Source organism: Siminovitchia fortis (assembly GCF_003605365.2).
Lineage (GTDB): Bacteria > Bacillota > Bacilli > Bacillales > Bacillaceae_C > Siminovitchia > Siminovitchia fortis.
The window spans coordinates 1-18811 of the sequence record NZ_QYTU02000034.1 but is presented as its reverse complement, the minus strand read 5'-3'; the positions used below and the strand labels follow the sequence as shown (position 1 = coordinate 18811).

General features: G+C 42.0%; 37 protein-coding genes. 3 read left to right on the top strand and 34 right to left on the bottom strand.

Annotated features, from left to right (window positions below):
- Positions 1–68: 68 nt before the first annotated feature.
- Genes D4N35_RS13815 through D4N35_RS13800 form a run of 4 tightly spaced genes read right to left on the bottom strand, consistent with a single transcriptional unit; the run spans position 69 to position 1994 of the window.
- Positions 69–554 carry a sigma-70 family RNA polymerase sigma factor gene (locus D4N35_RS13815; RefSeq protein ID WP_120074662.1) on the bottom strand — a complete coding sequence of 162 codons (486 nt, stop codon included), beginning with the start codon at positions 552–554 and terminating at the stop codon, positions 69–71.
- Between the two features lie 15 nt (positions 555–569).
- Positions 570–881 carry a hypothetical protein gene (locus D4N35_RS13810; protein ID WP_128205414.1) on the bottom strand — a complete coding sequence of 104 codons (312 nt, stop codon included), beginning with the start codon at positions 879–881 and terminating at the stop codon, positions 570–572.
- A 50-nt stretch (positions 882–931) separates the two neighbouring features.
- Positions 932–1723 (bottom strand): hypothetical protein, encoded by a 792-nt coding sequence (locus D4N35_RS13805; RefSeq protein WP_120074657.1) that lies wholly within the window; start codon positions 1721–1723, stop codon positions 932–934.
- A gap of 40 nt (positions 1724–1763) precedes the next feature.
- Positions 1764–1994, bottom strand: coding sequence for a hypothetical protein (locus D4N35_RS13800; protein WP_120074655.1), 231 nt, complete (start codon positions 1992–1994; stop codon positions 1764–1766).
- 123 nt (positions 1995–2117) lie between these two features.
- On the opposite strand from D4N35_RS13800, the gene D4N35_RS13795 reads away from it, so the two are divergent.
- Positions 2118–2336: a hypothetical protein gene (locus tag D4N35_RS13795; RefSeq protein ID WP_120074653.1), complete on the top strand. Its 219-nt coding sequence runs from the start codon at positions 2118–2120 to the stop codon at positions 2334–2336.
- 126 nt (positions 2337–2462) lie between these two features.
- Here the strand turns inward: D4N35_RS13795 and D4N35_RS13790 are convergent, their stop codons facing one another.
- From D4N35_RS13790 to D4N35_RS13650, 30 genes are all read right to left on the bottom strand, one after another.
- Positions 2463–2711: a hypothetical protein gene (locus tag D4N35_RS13790; protein ID WP_120074651.1), complete on the bottom strand. Its 249-nt coding sequence runs from the start codon at positions 2709–2711 to the stop codon at positions 2463–2465.
- Positions 2712–2871: 160 nt separating this feature from the next.
- Complete coding sequence (locus tag D4N35_RS13785) at positions 2872–3873, bottom strand: DNA cytosine methyltransferase (RefSeq protein WP_120074648.1); 1002 nt, start codon at positions 3871–3873, stop codon at positions 2872–2874.
- Positions 3874–3877: 4 nt separating this feature from the next.
- Positions 3878–4048: a hypothetical protein gene (locus D4N35_RS18160; protein ID WP_164876381.1), complete on the bottom strand. Its 171-nt coding sequence runs from the start codon at positions 4046–4048 to the stop codon at positions 3878–3880.
- Positions 4045–4467 (bottom strand): RusA family crossover junction endodeoxyribonuclease, encoded by a 423-nt coding sequence (locus D4N35_RS13780; protein ID WP_120074646.1) that lies wholly within the window; start codon positions 4465–4467, stop codon positions 4045–4047. Before D4N35_RS13780 ends, D4N35_RS18160 begins: the two co-directional genes overlap by 4 nt.
- A 143-nt stretch (positions 4468–4610) precedes the next feature.
- Complete coding sequence (locus tag D4N35_RS13775; protein ID WP_120074644.1) at positions 4611–4934, bottom strand: nucleoside triphosphate pyrophosphohydrolase family protein; 324 nt, start codon at positions 4932–4934, stop codon at positions 4611–4613.
- A 3-nt stretch (positions 4935–4937) separates the two neighbouring features.
- On the bottom strand, positions 4938–5132 hold the full coding sequence (locus D4N35_RS13770) for a hypothetical protein (RefSeq protein ID WP_235870395.1): 195 nt from the start codon (positions 5130–5132) through the stop codon (positions 4938–4940).
- Positions 5129–5371 (bottom strand): hypothetical protein, encoded by a 243-nt coding sequence (locus D4N35_RS13765; RefSeq protein WP_120074642.1) that lies wholly within the window; start codon positions 5369–5371, stop codon positions 5129–5131. Before D4N35_RS13765 ends, D4N35_RS13770 begins: the two co-directional genes overlap by 4 nt.
- Before the next feature lie 105 nt (positions 5372–5476).
- Positions 5477–6088, bottom strand: a complete 612-nt coding sequence (locus D4N35_RS13760; RefSeq protein ID WP_120074640.1) for a hypothetical protein — start codon at positions 6086–6088, stop codon at positions 5477–5479.
- Positions 6085–6942, bottom strand: a complete 858-nt coding sequence (locus D4N35_RS13755; protein WP_120074638.1) for an HNH endonuclease — start codon at positions 6940–6942, stop codon at positions 6085–6087. The genes D4N35_RS13760 and D4N35_RS13755 overlap by 4 nt, the downstream gene beginning before the upstream one ends.
- Positions 6923–7264: a hypothetical protein gene (locus tag D4N35_RS13750; RefSeq protein ID WP_120074636.1), complete on the bottom strand. Its 342-nt coding sequence runs from the start codon at positions 7262–7264 to the stop codon at positions 6923–6925. Before D4N35_RS13750 ends, D4N35_RS13755 begins: the two co-directional genes overlap by 20 nt.
- Positions 7261–7608 (bottom strand): hypothetical protein, encoded by a 348-nt coding sequence (locus D4N35_RS13745; RefSeq protein ID WP_120074633.1) that lies wholly within the window; start codon positions 7606–7608, stop codon positions 7261–7263. Before D4N35_RS13745 ends, D4N35_RS13750 begins: the two co-directional genes overlap by 4 nt.
- An 11-nt stretch (positions 7609–7619) precedes the next feature.
- A complete protein-coding gene (locus D4N35_RS13740; protein WP_120074631.1) occupies positions 7620–8138 on the bottom strand; it encodes an HNH endonuclease in 519 nt (172 codons plus the stop codon).
- Between the two features lie 16 nt (positions 8139–8154).
- Entirely contained in the window at positions 8155–8580 is a 426-nt protein-coding gene (gene ssb / locus D4N35_RS13735) for a single-stranded DNA-binding protein (RefSeq protein ID WP_120074629.1), read from the bottom strand.
- On the bottom strand, positions 8574–8744 hold the full coding sequence (locus D4N35_RS18155) for a hypothetical protein (protein WP_164876380.1): 171 nt from the start codon (positions 8742–8744) through the stop codon (positions 8574–8576). The genes ssb and D4N35_RS18155 overlap by 7 nt, the downstream gene beginning before the upstream one ends.
- Positions 8728–8946 carry a hypothetical protein gene (locus tag D4N35_RS13730; RefSeq protein ID WP_120074626.1) on the bottom strand — a complete coding sequence of 73 codons (219 nt, stop codon included), beginning with the start codon at positions 8944–8946 and terminating at the stop codon, positions 8728–8730. Before D4N35_RS13730 ends, D4N35_RS18155 begins: the two co-directional genes overlap by 17 nt.
- A 2-nt stretch (positions 8947–8948) precedes the next feature.
- Positions 8949–9395, bottom strand: coding sequence for a hypothetical protein (locus tag D4N35_RS13725; RefSeq protein WP_235870394.1), 447 nt, complete (start codon positions 9393–9395; stop codon positions 8949–8951).
- A 4-nt stretch (positions 9396–9399) separates the two neighbouring features.
- Positions 9400–9843 carry a hypothetical protein gene (locus tag D4N35_RS13720; protein ID WP_120074624.1) on the bottom strand — a complete coding sequence of 148 codons (444 nt, stop codon included), beginning with the start codon at positions 9841–9843 and terminating at the stop codon, positions 9400–9402.
- Entirely contained in the window at positions 9830–11068 is a 1239-nt protein-coding gene (locus tag D4N35_RS13715; RefSeq protein WP_120074622.1) for a replicative DNA helicase, read from the bottom strand. Before D4N35_RS13715 ends, D4N35_RS13720 begins: the two co-directional genes overlap by 14 nt.
- Positions 11069–11854 carry a phage replisome organizer N-terminal domain-containing protein gene (locus tag D4N35_RS13710; protein WP_120074620.1) on the bottom strand — a complete coding sequence of 262 codons (786 nt, stop codon included), beginning with the start codon at positions 11852–11854 and terminating at the stop codon, positions 11069–11071. It lies immediately after the preceding gene.
- A complete protein-coding gene (locus D4N35_RS13705; protein WP_120074618.1) occupies positions 11851–12351 on the bottom strand; it encodes a GIY-YIG nuclease family protein in 501 nt (166 codons plus the stop codon). Before D4N35_RS13705 ends, D4N35_RS13710 begins: the two co-directional genes overlap by 4 nt.
- A 2-nt stretch (positions 12352–12353) precedes the next feature.
- The gene (locus D4N35_RS13700) at positions 12354–13013 is read right to left on the bottom strand and encodes an ERF family protein (RefSeq protein WP_120074616.1); all 660 of its coding nucleotides are present in this window, start codon (positions 13011–13013) and stop codon (positions 12354–12356) included.
- Positions 13010–13486: a siphovirus Gp157 family protein gene (locus D4N35_RS13695; protein ID WP_120074614.1), complete on the bottom strand. Its 477-nt coding sequence runs from the start codon at positions 13484–13486 to the stop codon at positions 13010–13012. Before D4N35_RS13695 ends, D4N35_RS13700 begins: the two co-directional genes overlap by 4 nt.
- Positions 13473–13658 (bottom strand): hypothetical protein, encoded by a 186-nt coding sequence (locus tag D4N35_RS13690; protein ID WP_120074612.1) that lies wholly within the window; start codon positions 13656–13658, stop codon positions 13473–13475. The genes D4N35_RS13695 and D4N35_RS13690 overlap by 14 nt, the downstream gene beginning before the upstream one ends.
- A 78-nt stretch (positions 13659–13736) precedes the next feature.
- Positions 13737–13922: a hypothetical protein gene (locus D4N35_RS13685; RefSeq protein ID WP_120074610.1), complete on the bottom strand. Its 186-nt coding sequence runs from the start codon at positions 13920–13922 to the stop codon at positions 13737–13739.
- A 106-nt stretch (positions 13923–14028) separates the two neighbouring features.
- Entirely contained in the window at positions 14029–14280 is a 252-nt protein-coding gene (locus D4N35_RS13680) for a hypothetical protein (RefSeq protein ID WP_120074608.1), read from the bottom strand.
- Between the two features lie 19 nt (positions 14281–14299).
- The gene (locus D4N35_RS13675; RefSeq protein WP_120074606.1) at positions 14300–14581 is read right to left on the bottom strand and encodes a hypothetical protein; all 282 of its coding nucleotides are present in this window, start codon (positions 14579–14581) and stop codon (positions 14300–14302) included.
- A 16-nt stretch (positions 14582–14597) separates the two neighbouring features.
- The gene (locus D4N35_RS13670) at positions 14598–14765 is read right to left on the bottom strand and encodes a YqaI family protein (RefSeq protein ID WP_120074604.1); all 168 of its coding nucleotides are present in this window, start codon (positions 14763–14765) and stop codon (positions 14598–14600) included.
- Between the two features lie 86 nt (positions 14766–14851).
- Positions 14852–15466, bottom strand: coding sequence for a BRO-N domain-containing protein (locus tag D4N35_RS13665; protein WP_120074602.1), 615 nt, complete (start codon positions 15464–15466; stop codon positions 14852–14854).
- Between the two features lie 196 nt (positions 15467–15662).
- Positions 15663–16400 (bottom strand): phage antirepressor KilAC domain-containing protein, encoded by a 738-nt coding sequence (locus D4N35_RS13655; protein WP_120074598.1) that lies wholly within the window; start codon positions 16398–16400, stop codon positions 15663–15665.
- Positions 16401–16411: 11 nt separating this feature from the next.
- Positions 16412–16645: a helix-turn-helix transcriptional regulator gene (locus tag D4N35_RS13650; RefSeq protein ID WP_120074596.1), complete on the bottom strand. Its 234-nt coding sequence runs from the start codon at positions 16643–16645 to the stop codon at positions 16412–16414.
- 163 nt (positions 16646–16808) lie between these two features.
- Between D4N35_RS13650 and D4N35_RS13645 the strand changes: the two genes are divergently transcribed.
- Together D4N35_RS13645 and D4N35_RS13640 are read left to right on the top strand one after the other, a co-directional pair.
- Positions 16809–17480 carry an XRE family transcriptional regulator gene (locus D4N35_RS13645; protein WP_120074594.1) on the top strand — a complete coding sequence of 224 codons (672 nt, stop codon included), beginning with the start codon at positions 16809–16811 and terminating at the stop codon, positions 17478–17480.
- 71 nt (positions 17481–17551) lie between these two features.
- A complete protein-coding gene (locus D4N35_RS13640; protein ID WP_120074592.1) occupies positions 17552–18700 on the top strand; it encodes a tyrosine-type recombinase/integrase in 1149 nt (382 codons plus the stop codon).
- Positions 18701–18811: the final 111 nt, after the last annotated feature.

Below are 18811 nucleotides of genomic sequence, written 5' to 3'. Positions count from 1 at the left end.
GATGCGCCATCCTTTTCCAAGGGACAGCGCTGACAGATACCAAAAACACTCTTCACCTATAAGTGGCATCATATGACATTCGTATGACAAGAAAGTTTTCTTTTTATTTTATTCTTGGCTCTTTTGATGAAAACTTGAACAGATGGCTTAGATATTCCCAATTCATCTGCTATCTCCTGCATGCTCCATCCCTGTGCCATATGGAGCAAATAACACTGCCTTTCCCTGTGTGATAAATCAATGAGCATGTTGACCAACGCCTGTTTTTCATCCTCACCCAATTCCCTTGGCTCCGGCTGGATATCAAGGCTCGGCATTAGGTCCATATCAACCAAAATTCTACGCTGATATGCCGACCGCCGATCTATCCCCCGCAGATTCCCCGGCCGCCTGCCTGTCCGCATCCAGTCGATAGCAAAGGACATATCGTTGATCATTCCGTTCACCTGGGTCCGGTCCATCTTATCAATCTGAGATTCTCCCAGCCTATCCTTTATTTTATAAAGATCCTTTCGGCCTTCCTCATATTCAATGATCATTTTGTCAATCCACATATCAAAGCCCCCTTTTCATCTCTGGCGATATGATCCTCTATGCCGTCTATCGGAATGGCGGGCGATTTCTTTAACACTAAGAGATTGTAGCTTCAACCATTCTATTTCCTTCTGCAATCGTTCTATTTCCTCTTTAAAATCAAGTTCAAGGCCTTCCCACTGTCCTAACTCCTCGCCGAGTTGGGATAATTCTTTTTGCTGTTCCTCAACAGTTGAAACAAGCAAGTCAATGTCATCTATATCAAATGTCCACTGGTCACTTTTGGCTCGTTTTAATTCCCTTTTTATTTTTTCGATTGCGCATACACGACAATCCTCAACACTCACTCCCACTCTCCCCCTCAGTCCGTATTCGATTTCTTGCATGGGATCACCGCCTAACCAATTTCTTTTTCGAGATAAGGAACGCCATTTTTGAATTTGTACCCAAGCCTTTCCGCTTTTCCTCGAACTCCCAGGGCGCTCCTGTTTAATCGGTCGGCGATTTCTTCAAAGCAATATCCCTTTCCCAACAGATCAATTAGCAGTCGCTCTTCTTCAGGAGAGTATTTAATGTGATTCGGCAGCCTTATGGGTCTTTGTTTCAAACCGAGATCCAGTATCCTTCTTTTCACGGCTGCCTGGCTCCGTTTTAATTCTTCTGCAATCTCCGGATAAGTGTATTTGAATTGATTAAGCATCCATTTCAACTTTTCGTCATCATCTTTGCTCCAAGGCGTATTATGCGGTTTCGGCACATGCAACTTTTTGATTTGGTCAGCCTTTCTCTTTTCCTCCACCCACTTTGGTTCCGGTCCAAGTGATAGCCTTTCAAATCTACTGAAATCAAGCATGTGTCTGTTTTCTTTCGCCCATTTCCAAAAATCTTGGTAGGTGACGACCAGGACTTTGTTTTCTGCAGCAAAAACCTTTTTCCTTGCAGGGAAATCATAAAGTTTAATCCAGTTTTTCAATATTCCGTAATGAGTGTTCAGTACCAGGGAGAGCTGACTAACTGTAATTCCGTCAAAATGGGAACGGGCATCACCAAGCCCCATTCTCTGGGCTTTTAACTTTACAGCGTTAACTGATCGATTAAGTTTTTTGGCTATCCCCTTAATGCTCACGGCTCCCCATTTATCTTCAAGATACTCAAGCTCTTCTTCTGACCACTTTTTTCCACGTCTCAATTTCAAGCCCCCTTAACTGTTAATTTCTCCGAACTGTGTATTAACCCCAATGACCATTTCGTTTTAAAATTTCGATGACTTCATCTGCATACGACTCGTCGGTATTGATTACTAGGTATTTTGGATAACCGCGTTTTCCTTCTTTTTTGCGATTCTCTGCTATCATTTGCCACACTTCACCTAAATTAGCCTGTTGTTCAGCAGGTAAGCGATAAACATCTTCTTTTTTCAGGACTACAAATTTTATTTTCATTCCGCTTGTATCAGCCACTTTTAACACTCCTTTCTATGTCGCCTTTTTTATCAAAACCGTACTAACTTATTAGCCTTTCAAACTTCCGTATTCTTCCCTCCTTGCCGATATCTGGCTATATTATTGACAAGGAGGGATATTATGAGAATCAAACGCCGTTTGCATAAAAGCGATCTCGAGGACATCAATTACAAAATCGACAGCCTCATAGATTGCTTAGATCGTCTAAAAAAGGTCATCAATGAGCCAAAGTTTGATATTGAAGACGTTCGTACCGAAATGATACCTATTTTAGCCTGGCCGTATCGAATCAAAGAATCCCTTGAAAAATCTATTTCCAGCATCGGGAAAGAGATGTGATTCATCTCTTAAACTGATCCGGATGTTGCAAGGAGTATCGCCTACCGCTCACATAAATGACGGTAGGCACTCCCTTTTTAGTTTTGAGGATATGAACGATGGGCCGATATTTATCACCTTTCTGTCTCATGAAATCACTCCCTCATATGTGATTTCGCTCGCTTCATCCCTTAATATTTTGATCCGTTTTAAAACGTCGTCAGCGTTCGATAAATGAATAAAAAGGGAACTTAAACTTTGGAGCCGACCGATTAAAAATGCCCCTTGCGTCAAACGAGTTTCTTTAGCCGATATACTTTTCAAATGCTCCAAATCATTTTCTAAATCCTTCAAAACGCGCGTGGCAGCTTCTGACAACGTTTCTGTGTATCTCACGCTATCCTCCACCCCTGCCGGAGCCGGGCCTTGACTTCGTGATTTTGTAAGTATTCATAGATCCAGACTTGATCACGTTCCTCTCTGCGGTATAAGAGGTAGTGGCCAGCGCGGTATTTGCGTTTTGTGTTTGGTTTTCTAGCCCTCATGAAATCGCTCCTCAACAAATTAATTTCAACTGGCCGTCCTTATTGCTTATAAAGTCCGTTTCAGAGTTTCCGTTGAGCAAAACATCGAATATCGCTTCCAGCACGTTGACAACTATGCTGTTTCCAGCCATTGCATACAAGGTAGCATTTCTGAATCCTTCCCGCCCTGGAAATTCTTTAAGAGCTGCGTCAAAGTCTTCATCATCGAATCCCATCAACCGCCAAACCTCTCGCTCGGTCAAGTATCTGTATTGCTTAGTTCCCGTTCTGATTATGCCAGCATTCGGACAGCGATCCTGGCGCTCTGTGATAGTCCAGCAATGTGTATCAATAACATCCAGCATACGGCTGTACCCTGCTACTCCCTCCGGATTGATTTCGCGTATTTTCGATGTCATGGAAGGTATGTTGATAAAATATTTTTCATCAGTCACTTTTTCTTCTAAAAAGTTATCAATGTGCGGCGTTTCTCTCCGCCTCAGCTTTCCAAAATCAAAAGCCACTCCATCCAGCCGACTAATAGCAAATACCCTTTCCCGCGCCTGCGGTATCCCAAAATCCATTGCGTTCAGTACATCAAATGATGTTTTATAACCCAATTCCTCCAAGCTTTCGATGTATTCATTAAAAGCGCCGATCATATCCCGGTCTAATACACCTTTGACGTTTTCCCAGATTACGACACTAGGTTTCCAACTACCCATGTTCTTAATAATTTTCACCGTTTCAGAGAGCAAAGATGATTGTTCTCCTTCTCCACCGTCTCGAGCACCCCAGCGCAGCCGAGCGCGTGAAAAGTCTTGACATGGCGATCCGTGAATAAGGATATCTGGCTTTAGGTTATATCCCACAACAGACTCTGCTTTGTATCGGTTATCGTACATGGCGTTATAAACCCTCACTCGACGCTCGTCTATTTCCACATAGTCAATTGACTTATGATCCACACCTAAGTTGATAAGCGCTTTTCTCGGAGCGCCGATTCCGCCAAAAAGCTCAAGAATCTTAATCACCTTGTCACCTCACTCCCTCCACCACCGCATTTATTTCCCGAATCCACTCATTGTACTTTTCCTTTGTCGGCAAAACATTTTTGATACAGACCGCCCGGATAGGGCAGCCTCCGCAATCGTGATAGTTGTCCTTGCAGACTTGCCGTGTTTTGTCGGATAGATCAACAAATGTCATGCTATCTCCTCGATTCTGATTTCCACCCTCGGATTTTCGCTATAAAACTTTGAAACTGATAATTCCACGACTTGGGAATCATCCTCATAAATGATCCCATTCATAGCATCAAGCAAGCTTTTTGAGTAATTATCACTGTCCGGCTTGGTTGTCGGTCTAATCTTGCCCACACTGGCAAGCTCTTTTTCCCACTTTCTGAAGCGCGTTGGTATTTTCCGGTGTATAACCATTCGAACTCTTAAAGGACCCGTAAAAAGCCTAATTCCTGCCCTATGGCGTGCCGATTGAGCAACTAACCTGACGTGCTCCTTATAATTTTTGGATTTGGCAGGATCGTAAAGCCTGACCCTGCCGTTGATCGTGGTTGCCCTCGGCCTCCCCTGGGCCACAGGCTCGCCGGGAATTTCGATGTACAACATCAAACCATCCCCTGCCTGTCGAGGCGCTCACAGTAGAGTTTGTATAGTTGCACAACGGTCATCCTTTCCAGCGAGTCCCGGTCATAGCCGTTGTTTGGCATTGCCAATAATTGCTCCACGTACCATTCTTTGCTTTCCTCCAATTAAATCACCCTATTCCTGCTTGCTTTTTCGGAAAATCCATCTGGATAACGTTTTTTCAGTTTCTCAATATTTTCATAAGCGATTTCCTCTAGCGTCAGATCAAGGAAGGTGGCAATGCCCGCAATGTAGTGCAGGCAATCGCCCAACTCCTTCTTAATCTTGTCCGCATTGAGATCATGACCATGAAAGACAGCTTTCTTTAATTCATCTGTCACCTCGGCAGCTTCCCCAGCAATTCCCATGCCATAGTTTGCCAGCTTATCCTTTAACTCCCCGTCCGGAAGCGTTCTTTTAGATAGATTTTGAAATTCGTTGAGTCTCATGGCTTACCTCCGCACATATACTCTGTCACTTAAATTCTCCCAATCCCACAAGATGCGCCTGTTTTGATTGTTGTCAAATTCCACCATCATAAAATCATTGTCGCCGTATAGCCCTGTAACTTTGCCTTCCTTACCATCCACATCGACAAGCACCATTCCTTTTTCCAAGTAACCAACTTCTTTTAGTTTTTGCATCATTTCGCTGTCACTTTCATAAACCATTCTCTGTCCCTCGTCATCAATGCCATTTCCACAAATATCCGCTTTGCTTCCTCCTGCACTTCCGGTAAAATAGCCTCGTAGTTTTCTAACAAATTCGGATGAACTGTGGATGTGTGGTTCGGATACTGCACAACCACCCCTTTTTCCTCACGTATGGATTCAATCCAGCCGACGTTGCCGAATGTTTTCCGCCTGACCCACTCACCCGGTTTCACGATATCCGCCCCCTTACGTTTATTTGCGTTTTTCCGCCAGCTCCTTTAATTCCTCACGAATCACTTTTTGTTGCCATGCCAACCATTCTGCATAGGTCCACTTTTTCATGCGTTCTGCCTCCTTTTATATCTACCTGGGGTTTGGTTCATGGCCTTTATTTCCTCTACGATGAAATTCTGATGTTTCCAGCAATGGATATTTTCTTGATGAGTCCCGAACTTCAAGGCTATTTCCCTATCAGAGAAACCGGCTGATTTCAATTCCGCGTATGTTTCTTTGTCTAAGCCCTTGACAACAATCTTTATAATCCCGTTCATGCGTTTCCATTTGTAAAATGCCGATTCTGTCATCCCATACATACGGGCGATTTCTATATCCCTTGCACCTTGCTCTTTCAACCTTTCATACCCTTGCAGCGTGAGTGGGGTCGATGGCTGACCGAATCTTGCTAACACAACACCCGTTTCCATTTCAATTTCTTCTTGTGTTAGCCCTCTCTGAATGAGATACTCATATTCGCTTGTCGTCATGTCCTCACCTTTCGCAAGGATACGGGCCACCTTTGGCGAATACCGGGCCGCTCTCCCGGCCTCTGAAGCTTGCTGACACAGTTCGCATTCGCAATTTTTTCCCATTAACGGGGGATGGTCTGCTAATATGCTGCTGACTTGTTCCAGGACCATGATCCGGTCCATGGGTTCATAGACTATGTTCATTTTTGCTTGCTCCTTTCTACAAATCTGTTTAAATAAAATGAGGCTTCCTTTAAATCTCCAAGGTTTTTAGCGTTTAATATTAGCTTCACAACTCGACCTAAATCAGTTGGTTCTTCAGACATCTCTAAGGCTTCTTTAAACCACTTTGGTTTTCTCCCCTTTAACGCTTCGTCCACGTCAATGATTTCAATTAAATCTCTTTCGTAAGGCGGTAGTCCTGCGAACTCATGAAAATCCTCTGCTTTTGCGTTTCCAAAACCGTACCGCCTGTGAAATTTCCAATGACACCTTTGACACAAACACACTCCGTTATCAATATCAAAGCGCCTTTCTTCATTTTCGAGATAAGAATCCAAGTGGTGAGCGTGTAAGTTTTCGCTCGCTCCACAAAGCATGCATTTGTTACCATTGATGTTCCTTATATACACGGACCATCTTTGAGTTTTTGCAGATGACCTTTTGGGAACCGTGTTTTTTTGTTCGTTTTTCAAACAGCCACAAGATTTTGTGTGGCCGGTTACCAAATGCCCCATCCATACAGTAGTTTGGTTGCTGCATTCGCACTTACAAATCCAATAAACCTTTCCTGTTATCGAATTATCTCTTTCAAGAACTACTAACCTACCAAACTTTTCTCCTGTTAAATTTCGTACAGTTTTATTCTTTGCCCACTTTTCGCATCCGCACGATTCGCTGTTCCCGGTTCTTAGATTATTCGAACGAATAACAACCTCGTTTCCACAATCGCATAAACACTTCCAGGTTACCCTTTTATGCTTATCTCTCCCTGCAACCTCAACCACCACCAACTTACCAAACCTCTTTCCTGTTAGATCAACGATTCTTCTTGCCATTTGACATACTCCTTAAAATGCCATACCCGGCTATATCTTCCCAAGGGTTCTCTTTAAACGCCTCTTTTTGGGTTGAAATTCTCATTAGTTTGTCAAACACACGGATTATAGCTAACATGTCGTCGTATTGGTGAGGTTGTATTCCGTTCGGATAAAGAATTTCGAGAAAATCACCTGATTTGTTAAAAGCATCACCATATGCAACGTTTTTTTCATCTACCAATTTTCCGATTTCTTTTCCGATGTTTTCATAAATTCGCATATTCACATTGTCAAGCGTCAAATCATCTTCCAATTCTTTATAAAAAGCACCTTGACTCATTTCACACCCTCCAATATTTCCTTAATCTTGAACACCTTGATGTGATCAGGGCGCTCCAGATCGCATATTTCCCGGATGGTTGCCAGTTTGTTTTGCAGGTGTTCAAATTCCGTCAGTTGGCCCGTATCCACAAATCCATCAGCTCGTTCTATTTTTAATTCCGGGTCCAAGAAGCCATAATGCCTTTTTCTTCCTTGTCTATCCGTAATATCCATCCAGACTTTTCCGTGTTCAGTTTTTATATGATCCACCCGAAATGGAACTCGGGCGGCGACTTTATTCACATCAAAGACAATCATATTAATAAAATCGCCTTTCTGGATTTCGGATAATGGGACTTTCAATTCCACCCCTCCTAAAAATAAGCATTCGCACTGCAATCAACGTCTATATTCCTGTACCTCGCCTTCCGTTCTTCTTCGGCCATGAAGCGTTCAAAGCATTCTTCCGTAGGAGTAGGGATCAGGCCCGCTTTAAAAATGTCGTACCGATCCGCCCAATACCAAGGTCCATAGAGTTCCTCATGCACCGTTTCCAGCGCCCGTCTGACTCCCTCGTCCCGGTGCGGACTGTATTTCCCTCTGTGATGTTCGTTGCAGAGGAAACGGATATTCCGCCAGCCTCCACGGCCTCCGTTGCTCCTGAAGCGAACGTGGTGTGCTTCTAGCCCTACTGTTGTCCCGCACAGGTAGCAATATTCCCCATGCCGCCGTAGCGCTTCGTTGTAATCTTTTTTCATTATTCTTCCCCGGACGGAGCGCTTGGGAATCAAGCGCCCCTTGTGTAACTCCGGTTTGTTGTTCTGTTTTCGTTGCTTGATGGGTACTTTGCGTATCTGTGCTTCTTTGCTGATAGGATGAAAACCAAAACTCATGGTATCGACTCCTTTTTCAGAATGGAAGTTGGTCATCTTGGATATCAACGGGCTGCCCATTATCCTGGAACGGATCACCGGGATCTGCCGTGTACCTTTGACCTTTGCTCTGCCCGCCTTGCTTTTTCGGTTCCAGGAATTGCACGCTGTCAGCGACAACCTCTGTCACGTAAACTCTCTTGCCGTCCTGTCCCTCATAGCTTCGTGTTTGGAGCCTTCCGTCTACTCCGGCAAGTGAGCCCTTGCTGAGATAATTCGCCGCGTTTTCTGCCGGTTTACGCCAGACAACACAATTTATAAAGTCTGCTTCACGTTCGCCCTGTTGGTTAGTGAATGTTCTGTTTACTGCCAATGTGAAACTAGCTACAGGCACACCATTAGGCGTGTATTTTAGGTCTACATCTTTGGTTAAACGTCCTACAAGGACGACTCTGTTTAGCATGACGATTCCTCCAACTCGTAAATGATGAAGCCTTCTACCGAATTTTGATAATGTTCAACCTTTATTTGTTTCGGATAATAACCCTTCTCATATTGTTCATTCATTTTGTTTTCCAATGTTCTAGCATCACAAAAATAGGATTCTACTTTAAATTTCTGTTTCATTTCTTACCTCCTTGAAACTCACATTATTTACTGGATATTCAACTAACTGTCCGTTTTCCTTTTCGACAACTGCAACCGGGTAGGCTATTACTCCGCCAGGATGACCACCAACAAAAGGAGATGCGTCAATAACATTGGACCTCTGGAAAACCCCTATAAATTTAGCTTTTTCCTCCCCTGTTTTTATATAGCAATCTCTCATTTTCAACTTCCTCCCTGCGCTTCAATTGATTTCATAATGTCCTTCAGAGCCAGTCTTGCGCCTTCGTAAGTCTGCGCTATCCCCCTCCAAGTGATGTAGTCGCCCTCATACTCTGCCGCATATGTCAGCTGTGCGCCTTTTGATATCCGGGACAGGTATTGTGCGTCGGTCCCTGTCTTACCACTATCCCGCATCTGCTTGTACTCCTGCCCCTGTGCTACCTCAGCCATGCCCTCGTAATACTTCTGCTTTTTCTTGTGCCATGCGGCTATATTCCACGCCTGTCGCTCTGCTTTTGTGTACAAATATTGGAGCTTGCCAATTTCATAAGGGGCTAGGTGGTCCATGCGGCTATCAAGGGCCTGTATTTCCGCTATAGCTTGCTCGTGAGCTTTTTCAAAACGTTTGAGCATCAGCAAATCATTGTCTGTTTTAGGCTGGGCTCCCATCCCGTTACCTCCTAACTGTCAAATTAGGTTTCTTGAAATATCCCAAGATACAAGGGAATTTCTGCATTTCTTTTTTAATCTGCCTGAATGACATGAACCGATTACCGTAAGAAATAATTTCATCCTGTGACAGCTCCATGCAGTTGATCGGCTCTTGTCCGTATTCCCGCCAATACAGATACCGAGCGTCTCTTGGACTTTCTGCAAATATGAAAATAAATGTGTCTTTGCTTTGTTTGAGAGAGTAGATTTTTATTTTGTCAAAGCCCAAGACGTTGTTTTTCCACATATCTTGAAACTTGTCTGCATAGGATAGATTAAGGTCCAATGCTGATTTGTCATCCGCCAGCTGCACCTTGCCCTCTTGGAGTAGAAAAAATATGTAATGGGCAAGGGCAGATTCTTCGTATCTCACGGCGTCATCAAGCAAATCCTTAATTGTAGACATCTTGGATCTCTCCGGTATGTTTGTTGTATCGAGTGAGAACCGTTCCAATCGGGCCATTCCTGTTTTTGGCGATAATCATTTCCAAAGTGTCGTCATCGGATTCCTTGTTGTAATACGAATCCCGGTACAGGAACATAATCACGTCGGCGTCTTGCTCAACGCTTCCGGATTCCCGGATGTCTGACATCATTGGCCGTTTGTCTTGCCTTTGCTCTACCGCCCTGCTTAACTGGGCCAGGCAGATAACCGGGCAGGAAAGTTCCTTTGCCATTGTTTTTAAATCCTTTGATATTTCGGTCACTTGCTGATGGACGTTCCCGTTATGACTTTCCCGCGGTCTGATTAATGTTAGATAGTCGATGATGATAACCGGCTTTTTATTGGTCCCGCTTATCAATTTCCGGACTTTTGCCCGCATTTCTGGGACAGATTGCCCCGCGCCGTCAAAAATCTGAATATCGGTATCTGACAATCTGCCGACCGTTTTTGCCCACATTTCTTTTTGCGGTGCGCTTAACATCCTGTATGGATCCCGCAATTTGGCCCGATTGTAACCGCCCGTTGAAGCTATTAATCTTTCGGTCAACCGCTCCGCTGGCATTTCCAGCGAAAAAATGATTGGTAGATACCCTTGCCAGCCCGCCTGTTTTCCGATGTGCAGCATGACATCTGTTTTTCCCATGCTCGGGCGGGCAGCAATGATAGTCACTTCTTTGTCCTGGAAACCGTTTGTCATATGGTCCATTCTTTTAATTCCGGAAGGAACGCCTTTTTTCGGTGGGCGGTCATCCCACGGCAACTCATATATTTCGGCAAGTGCGTCCTTGATGGATGTGTGATCGTTGGCCCGCACTTCGTTGATGTCATCCAGTGACTTGATGACTTTGTCAATGTTCCAATCTTCATTTTTGGCAAGCTGCAAGATGTTCTGCTTTTCGCGTTCTTTCCAGCTGTCCACAATCAAGCTTTCATATTCGTCAAATTTGCTTGGATTGGCGTATGTAGTCAGTTCATTGATGTAGGAAGCCCCGCCAAGTGTAAGGACATCTGTTTTTACTGCCAGCGTAACCAAATCGACTGACTGGCCCGTTTCCGCCAGCTTTTTCATTTCCGAAAACAAGCGCTGGTGCCTGCCGTCTGCAAAATGGAAACCGCTTAAAGCAGAATCTTTGATCAGGTGATTTTCTTTTAGCAGCGTACCTAGGTAGGCTTGTTCGGCCTTCAATTAGAAATCCTCCCCGGCTGTAAAATCATAATCAAAGTTCTCAGGCACATACCGCCCGCCGCTATTTTCGCTTTTGGGCTTTTGGTTTAAATACGATTCGAACTTGTTGCTAAACAATGTTTCAGGACGAATGAATTTTTCCATATCCGTGTGCATCCATTCACTGCATTTGGTGTCGATCACCTTTTTAAAGTCTTCCAGCCGAAAACCTTCATTCCACCTGGCTTTGATAACAGATCTTGTCTTTTGAGTTGTGGGTCTGTAGTTTTTGCCAGACACGCCGTTGAGATAATTTATTATCTCGACATAAGGTATTTTATCTATATCTCTATCTATATCTATATCTGTACCGTCACGTGACGTCACGGCAACGTCACTCTCTTTTTGCTCTTCTAACAGCTTTTGTTTTTTTCGTTCACGGTATCTGCGATTTCGCTCTGCGTTCAGCTTTTTAATGCGTTCCATGCCATCAATGTTCTGGTGTTTCTCCCAGTTTGATATGTTTATAAACCCATCTTCTATTTCAATCATCCCGAATTGTTCGAACGTCTGCAGTGCCAATCTGACAATGTTTAACGGTCGGCAAAAAATGGTCGCCAGCATTTCATCTGTATAAGGGATCTTTTCACTTAAATAGATATAGCCGCTGGCATTGGTCTTTCCGGCTTGGGCCAGAAGCTTTACCCATATGATTAAAATGGTGTCGGCTTCCGGCATGCTCTCAATTAGACGGATTTTTTCATCTTCAAACATTTGAGTGCTCAATTTTATCCATTTGACACTCATGTATAATCACCGCTTTTGATTTCCGAAATGTCGTTTTCGTTTAATTCAAACCATTCCCCTCTCCGCCTTTTTTTGGAATACAAATTATGAAATTGCTGTTCCAAAGAGGTATAATCATCTGTTTCTATCGCATGAATTAATTCAAGTTTGTAAGGCAATTTTGTGGTAAAATGGTCAAGACGTTTATTTAAATTTCTAGTCTTTCCGATTTTTATCAAACCGTTGTCAGCTTTCAGAAAGTAAACAAACCCCTTTATTTTTTTCCTTCTTCTTTTTGCGTTGCTGCAGGATGGAATTTCATATAAGCTCATTTCTATTTGTCGGTTATATTTTTCAATTTCCTCATCAGAGTGGTTGTCATAAAAGTGTTGTATCAATTCCTTGGCAGACTCCCATTTTTCTCTGTCAGGAATAAAACCAGCGTTGTCGGTTAGTGAAAAGCGCCCATCTTTAATCTTGCTTATCATATAAACCTTAGGAAATAGTAAGTTCTCCATCGTTACTCACCTTGCTTTTCTTTTGCTTTATCAATCCAATCATCAAGTTTTTTAATCATATCGGTTGCCTGTTTTGCGGTTAGTTGAGTGATACTTTTTATCTTCAAATGTTTATATACATCATCAACAGTACCGCCACGCATTTCAGCAAACTCTAAAGCCTTTGTTTTTATCAAGCCCACTTGCTCCGATGTGATTGGTTCCGGTGCCCGATATGTTTCACTCCGCTCTTGAAAACTGTCTGGATCATCCCTGTCTGTGGCAATGTTGAATTGTTTAAGCAGGAAATATTTTTCTGCATAAGTCAGTGCCTTGCCGACCCCTTTTTCACCCGCTGTATCAACGCCTTGTCCGTAAAAAGGAATGACAATTTTTTCATCAGGTTTTTCCGTATTAATCCATGTGTACTCAATTTCTAATTCTGTAAAATAAGTTGTGGTTTTCTTAAGATTCCCGTACTTGTCCTTGTTTTCAACTGTTTCCGCTCGGACATTATGTCCCTTTACTTGTGTAACAAGCAGCAACCCCAATTCATCCAGCTTCTGCCGAACTGCGGCAAGTACCTGTGAGCTTCCCACATACTGATATTGATGTCCTTGTGATTCTTTTTGTAAGTATGGGACCACCTTCCGCACTTCCAACAACTTTTGATAAATGTTCATCGGATCCGCAGCCCCTCACTCTGCCTAATCTCCACCCCAGGCACCTCTTTCCCTTCCTTCAAATCAGCAAGTAAGGCTTTCTTGTCCAATTTTGGTTCTTGCGGAATAAAATACTCTTCAGGTATGGATTTTTCACTTCGAACGAACACACTCGGCGGGTTTTTCTGAATGTTGAACGAGAATAATTCAGTTTTAATCCGCTTCATATCACTTGAAATCATTGCTGCTTCCAATGAATCTTTTAATCTTTTGATATTGTTTTCTAAGGATTTCCGGCGTTCAGCAAGGCGCTTTTCTTCATCCTTGATGGCGTTGGCCTGCGCTTCAAGGTTTTTCATTACCTTTGCATAACCAACAGCCTTATCTTCGATTGCGTCGTTTAGTGATTCAAGGGTATCCTCAAGCCCCTCTTGTCCATCTTCAATCATCGTTTGAATTTGCTGATAAGCAGTTGATAATTCATATAGATTCATCGTTATTATCTCCTTTCAAATCAAAGTCCAGTGTTTCGTATAAATCTATTAAATCGTTGAAAAACGGCGATCCTTCGTAATATGGTGCATAATGTTTGAGCAAATCGTAAAAACCTTGTAAAATTTGATTTTCGGGCTGAAAAACCGTACCGTTTTTGGTATAAAAATACACTTTTTAAAAATCACCCCTCCTTGTGCTATAATGGTTACAAATGGTAATTTTTTTAAGGGTTCCTGTTGCAGCAGGAGCCTATTTTCTCCATGGCCTAGCCGCTTTAACAAAACGAACACTATCTCTCCTAATCTCGTGCATTTTATTTGTCAGTTCAGCAAACTCATGGGAATAACCACTCAACGATTCGGTTTCTAAAAGCTCAATTGCTCTCTTCATCTGTGCAACCAGCAAAGTTCTGATTTCTTTTGCTTTTTCGTCCAACCCTCACACCCCCTTCAATCTTCATTTAAAAAAGTGACGTACAAACTTCCCAGACAAAGACAGAGTAGTACCAGGAAAATTAAAGCCACTGGACCGATGTACAATTTCAGTTCACCTCCTTTAAAACGATCTTCATGTTCTCCAAAGCAGGCTCCAAACGCTTCATTTTCCCAGAAACCAAATCCACTTTATAAATGGTTTTTAATGTCTTTTTAATTCTTCTGTTAATTTGACTGTCTGCAGCAATCCAAGCAACTGCTTTTTTCACATCATCTTCAGTTTCAACTAGTTCGACTGTTTCTTCTGGGTAGTAGTACTCATAGCTTTTTTCAATTACTAAAAGGTAACGAATAAGCACTATTTCACCTCCTTAAAGTTCACCAACGGCATATGAACGACAAAATTACTGTTTCAAAAGTTTGAAAGACGTTGGATTTCACTTCAAACCCTTTATGTTGAAAATAATCCACAAAAGCATCTGAACAATGATGATTTATCCATTGATTGCTTAAAGCTACCTGAATCAATGCCTGGAAATGTCCTTCTTTTGCATTCTTTTTAATTTCCTTTTCCATCTTTTCAATCGCTTCGTTTAATTGTTTTCTCGCCACTAGATGGGCATTACATTTAGAGATTTCCCTAGCTTCTCTCGCTAACATTTATTTCGCCTTCCTCTCACTCAGCTTTCATAAATTCAAAGCCGTATTTTTCTTTCAAGTACTTGAACAAGTCACCCATCAAAAACACTTCATCCAGCTGCGGATCGTGAACGATTTGGTCACCTTCCAGGACCTCATTTCCTCGCCAATCACTACCCCAGTGTTTGCTTTGCTTTTCAGGCATCCTCTTTCACCTCCTTCAAGGGTCCATAAAATATTCCAATTAATTAGCAACATTTTCCGCATAAGGTTTAAAAAAATCAGCCCTTATCAATTAACGTGTTTTTTATAAACTTGATCACTTACGGAAATGTCGAGGCCAAATTTTTCAACCACCCCCATAAGGTTTACCGTGTCGTCTAAAATTGGCTGTCTTTCGATCAACATATCCGGCGTCATGTCTTTCTTTTTGATCATCTTGCCGTATCCGTATTTGGTAGATATTGCTTTATTCGCTATGGAGTTTGCCTTAATAAAGCTGATACGTTTTGGCTGTTCCAAGGATCGGCTCAATTTGCTCATCGCTTCCTTTTGATGCTCTTTGTCCAACAAGCGGAAAACTTGGAATCCCTCCAGTCCACTTGCTTGACGGAGCGTTTTGAGCATTTTAAACACCCAACGCTTGAATTCCTTTGCTTCTTTCTTGCGGCTTTCGAAAACTGTTTCGTAAACACCATATTCATTTACGATGAGCATTTCCTGTTTTCCGCCAGGTGTTTCGAGGGGGTGTTTTGAAACCACATCCTTTTCTAACCTCCGCCTAATCTCTTTTGCGTCTAAACTTAAAGCATTTGCGATATCAGCAAGTACCGCCCACCATTCACCGGGCTCTTTTTCAACAAAGCGAATTTCGTGGCCGGCCCAAATTTCGGTTTTTACTTTCATTTTTGGATAGCCTCCTTTTCTTCAGAGCTTGATAGCCATTTGTCTATAACATCCAAGTCAAAAATCAATATGCCAGGACTTGGCCGCCTGAACGGTATGCTTTTGGTCCTGAGCAACCGATAAATTGTAGACTCCGACATATCACAGTTGATGGACTTGAGGTATTCGGATAGGGCTTTGGCTCCCCGGACGCGTCTCATGAACTTTCATCCCTTTCAATTAACGGGAGGATCCCTTCCTGCTTTAGCAATTCATAGATAAACAATCTCCCTTTTTGAGTCCATTTCGTGCTTACTCTTGATTTATCCGCATCTATTACGTGAGTGTATGTTTGTGTATAGCCTTTATCTTGGTGTTTTGCATATAGCAGCCATATATCACCCTGTCTATATTGGACACCCAACTCATGTAGTAGACGGTTCATTTTAATAGCGCTCATTCCGTAATCTTTGGCGATTTTTGAAATTGACAAGAGCGACTTGTTTTGCAGGACCATGTCATAATAAGTTGCTTTTGGTTTCAACTCATTAACCTGTTGTTCCAGTAACAGATTGCTAGTCTGCAATTTTTCTACTCTCGCATTGAGATAATCCATCGCCCTTTTCATGACCATTTCAGGGCTATTCCATCTCTCTTCTAGTTCCAAGAAATACAAACGGGCTTGCTTTCCTTTTTCGTTCCTTTGCAGCATGGCGATTTCTTTTGCCATCGGTATTTTGATGTGATGGTCAATCATGGTATGTTCGCGACCGTGTGATGTCGTTCTTTTTTGATCGACTTCAACAAAATCGATATTTTCAACGAATCCATACTCTTTCATGCGGTTAAACCAAATGTCGTAACGTGTGCCAACTTCCAAAAACTCATGTAGATCTCGGCCGCTGACAAGTAAGTTGCCATCTTTATTTTCTTGTGTAGGGATTAATTGATTCATAGCTTCCTCCTTTATATAACTTTCGATTCCTCCTTCGCTTCATGATTCATGAAGTCCGGAGGCAAAAAAATTTCATCAATCTTCATGCCGAATTCTTTTGCGATAATGAACATCTCAGAGCTTTTAAATTGTGTAACGCCGCGCTCTTTATTTGAGTATGTTTCGGTTTCAACCCCAATCAGTTCCGCCATATATTTTTGAGAGAGGTTTTTATACCTCCTTAACGCTGCTAGTTTTGTTTGCATTATTTTCACCTCCGAAAGTTATTAACTTCATAATACATGAAGTTTTTTCATAATGCAAGAGATATTTTCATATTTTATGAAAATTATTTTGTTATTTCCTAAAATAATATGGATAAACTTCATGAAGTATGATAAAATTAGTTTAGAAAGGCGGTGAAACTTCATGAAAAAGGAAATTAGCATTTATGTAGGGAAAAAAATTAGACAGTATCGAAAAATGAAAGGTTTGACTCAAAAGCAATTAGGAGAAAAAGTCGGAGTAAAGCATAATACGATCTCTTCTTATGAAAATGGTACAAACGAACCAGAGCAAAATATTATGTATTCTATTGCAAATGTATTAGATGTTTCGATCAACGATTTTTTTCCGGATACTGAAGAAAAGCGTGTTGTCAAAGAGTCGGGCCCTGCTTATTCAATCGGGTCAAAACTTTACCCTTACTTCCCAGCAAACATTTCGGCCGGGTTGCCGATCAGTGTGGAAGGCATCACATCGTCTGAATCCATCAACCTTCCTGACAACATCATGGGAAAGTGGGCTGGATCAAACGTATTTATCACAAAAGTAAACGGGGAAAGCATGAACAGAGTTATTCCTCACGGTTCTTTAATCGCTGTCAAATATATAGAGGCAGCTGAACTTAAAAATGGTGACATAGTGGTATACAGCGACAATCATGAGTATTCGGTCAAACGCTTTTATCGGCATGATGACAAAATCATATTCCGCCCAGATTCAACCGATCTCGGATTCACCGATTATGTAACATCTATTGAAAATCCAAACCTACAGATTCACGGAAAAGTAGTCTTGTACATTGTGGAATTGGATTAAATACTAACGTTAGAATTTAATCACGGCGGGCTGATCACCCGCCTTTTCATTAAAAGAAAGGAGTATGTAAAATGGCTTCTGCCACCCCTTTAGGAAATGACAAATATAAAATCTATGTGGAACTCGGATATAACGAAAAAGGAAAGAGGATCAGAAGGACAAAAACCGTCACCGCAAAAAGCCAAAGGGCATTAAAAAAGGCGATGACAGATTTTGAAATTGAAGTGCATAAAAACAAAGACGCCGCCAACATTGAAAAGATAACATTTGAGCAATTCGTTGAACGTTGGATGGATGTATATGTCAAAGTGAATTTAATGGTCAAAACGAGAGACGCTTATAACAATTATCTGAAAAGAGGCGTGATGGAAGGGCTCGGAAAATTCGAAATGGATAAAATCAGGGCGTACCATATCGAAATGTTTTTTAAAAAACAGAAAGAGGACGGCGCCAAAAGTTTGCAGGGTAAATACATGATGCTCAAAAGTATTTTCTCAAAAGCGTTGAAATGGGAAGTTATTAAAAATAATCCTATGATAAACGTTGATCCGCCCCGAGTGGAAAAGAAAAGCAGAGAAATTCAATTTTATGATGAAAAACAGCTCAAGCATTTATTAAAAGTGCTTGATGACGTCTATCCAAAACATCGCATAATGATAAAACTCGCGGTATTAGTTGGACTTCGCAGAACGGAAATAGCAGGAATAAGGATGGAAAACATTAATTATAATGATAACTCAATTCTTATTGATAAAACGCTGCAATATGACAAAGAAACGAAAAAATTCTTTTTGGGCCCGACTAAACCAAAGCGCTCAAGAATAGTACACGTACCGGCGACGTTTATGAAAGAATTAAAGGAATATGCCAAGCAGCAAAAAAAATTACAACTATCTTGTGGATCTGCCTGGAATCCAATGTTAGATGATGAAGGGAAGCCAGTCAATTTACTTTTTACAAAAAAAGACGGCTTTCCTGCTCACCCCGACAGTTTGACAGGGAGATGGCGCGATATCGTAAAAAGGCATAATCTGCCACCTTTAAACTTGCACGGACTGAGACACACTTATGCTTCTTTTGCAATTAGCAGAGGGGTCAACTTCAAGGTGATTCAGGAGCAACTTGGACACGCTGATATAAAGCAGACTTTGAACACGTACAGCCATTTGACCAAAAAGGACAAGCAAAAAGCAAGTGACGTATTCAATGCAATCCTCTGAGAGATTGGTCACTTTTGCGTCACTTGCACCTTTATTACATCTTTATAAAAGTGGTTTAGCCCCGTCATATCAACGTTTATCTGGTCGCAGATTCCAAAGCTACTTCGATCA

Excerpts from the sequence above, each read along its gene's own strand:
- D4N35_RS13815 (WP_120074662.1), bottom strand. The coding sequence starts at position 554 with ATGTGGATTGACAAAATGATCATTGAATATGAGGAAGGCCGAAAGGAT.
- D4N35_RS13795 (WP_120074653.1), top strand. The coding sequence starts at position 2,118 with ATGAGAATCAAACGCCGTTTGCATAAAAGCGATCTCGAGGACATCAAT.
- D4N35_RS18160 (WP_164876381.1), bottom strand. The coding sequence starts at position 4,048 with ATGACATTTGTTGATCTATCCGACAAAACACGGCAAGTCTGCAAGGAC.
- D4N35_RS13780 (WP_120074646.1), bottom strand. The coding sequence starts at position 4,467 with ATGTTGTACATCGAAATTCCCGGCGAGCCTGTGGCCCAGGGGAGGCCG.
- D4N35_RS13775 (WP_120074644.1), bottom strand. The coding sequence starts at position 4,934 with ATGAGACTCAACGAATTTCAAAATCTATCTAAAAGAACGCTTCCGGAC.
- D4N35_RS13770 (WP_235870395.1), bottom strand. The coding sequence starts at position 5,132 with ATGATGCAAAAACTAAAAGAAGTTGGTTACTTGGAAAAAGGAATGGTG.
- D4N35_RS13760 (WP_120074640.1), bottom strand. The coding sequence starts at position 6,088 with ATGAACATAGTCTATGAACCCATGGACCGGATCATGGTCCTGGAACAA.
- D4N35_RS13755 (WP_120074638.1), bottom strand. The coding sequence starts at position 6,942 with ATGGCAAGAAGAATCGTTGATCTAACAGGAAAGAGGTTTGGTAAGTTG.
- D4N35_RS13750 (WP_120074636.1), bottom strand. The coding sequence starts at position 7,264 with ATGAGTCAAGGTGCTTTTTATAAAGAATTGGAAGATGATTTGACGCTT.
- D4N35_RS13740 (WP_120074631.1), bottom strand. The coding sequence starts at position 8,138 with ATGAGTTTTGGTTTTCATCCTATCAGCAAAGAAGCACAGATACGCAAA.
- ssb (WP_120074629.1), bottom strand. The coding sequence starts at position 8,580 with ATGCTAAACAGAGTCGTCCTTGTAGGACGTTTAACCAAAGATGTAGAC.
- D4N35_RS18155 (WP_164876380.1), bottom strand. The coding sequence starts at position 8,744 with ATGAAACAGAAATTTAAAGTAGAATCCTATTTTTGTGATGCTAGAACA.
- D4N35_RS13730 (WP_120074626.1), bottom strand. The coding sequence starts at position 8,946 with ATGAGAGATTGCTATATAAAAACAGGGGAGGAAAAAGCTAAATTTATA.
- D4N35_RS13725 (WP_235870394.1), bottom strand. The coding sequence starts at position 9,395 with ATGGGAGCCCAGCCTAAAACAGACAATGATTTGCTGATGCTCAAACGT.
- D4N35_RS13720 (WP_120074624.1), bottom strand. The coding sequence starts at position 9,843 with ATGTCTACAATTAAGGATTTGCTTGATGACGCCGTGAGATACGAAGAA.
- D4N35_RS13710 (WP_120074620.1), bottom strand. The coding sequence starts at position 11,854 with ATGAGTGTCAAATGGATAAAATTGAGCACTCAAATGTTTGAAGATGAA.
- D4N35_RS13705 (WP_120074618.1), bottom strand. The coding sequence starts at position 12,351 with ATGGAGAACTTACTATTTCCTAAGGTTTATATGATAAGCAAGATTAAA.
- D4N35_RS13700 (WP_120074616.1), bottom strand. The coding sequence starts at position 13,013 with ATGAACATTTATCAAAAGTTGTTGGAAGTGCGGAAGGTGGTCCCATAC.
- D4N35_RS13695 (WP_120074614.1), bottom strand. The coding sequence starts at position 13,486 with ATGAATCTATATGAATTATCAACTGCTTATCAGCAAATTCAAACGATG.
- D4N35_RS13675 (WP_120074606.1), bottom strand. The coding sequence starts at position 14,581 with ATGTTAGCGAGAGAAGCTAGGGAAATCTCTAAATGTAATGCCCATCTA.
- D4N35_RS13670 (WP_120074604.1), bottom strand. The coding sequence starts at position 14,765 with ATGCCTGAAAAGCAAAGCAAACACTGGGGTAGTGATTGGCGAGGAAAT.
- D4N35_RS13665 (WP_120074602.1), bottom strand. The coding sequence starts at position 15,466 with ATGAAAGTAAAAACCGAAATTTGGGCCGGCCACGAAATTCGCTTTGTT.
- D4N35_RS13655 (WP_120074598.1), bottom strand. The coding sequence starts at position 16,400 with ATGAATCAATTAATCCCTACACAAGAAAATAAAGATGGCAACTTACTT.
- D4N35_RS13650 (WP_120074596.1), bottom strand. The coding sequence starts at position 16,645 with ATGCAAACAAAACTAGCAGCGTTAAGGAGGTATAAAAACCTCTCTCAA.
- D4N35_RS13645 (WP_120074594.1), top strand. The coding sequence starts at position 16,809 with ATGAAAAAGGAAATTAGCATTTATGTAGGGAAAAAAATTAGACAGTAT.
- D4N35_RS13640 (WP_120074592.1), top strand. The coding sequence starts at position 17,552 with ATGGCTTCTGCCACCCCTTTAGGAAATGACAAATATAAAATCTATGTG.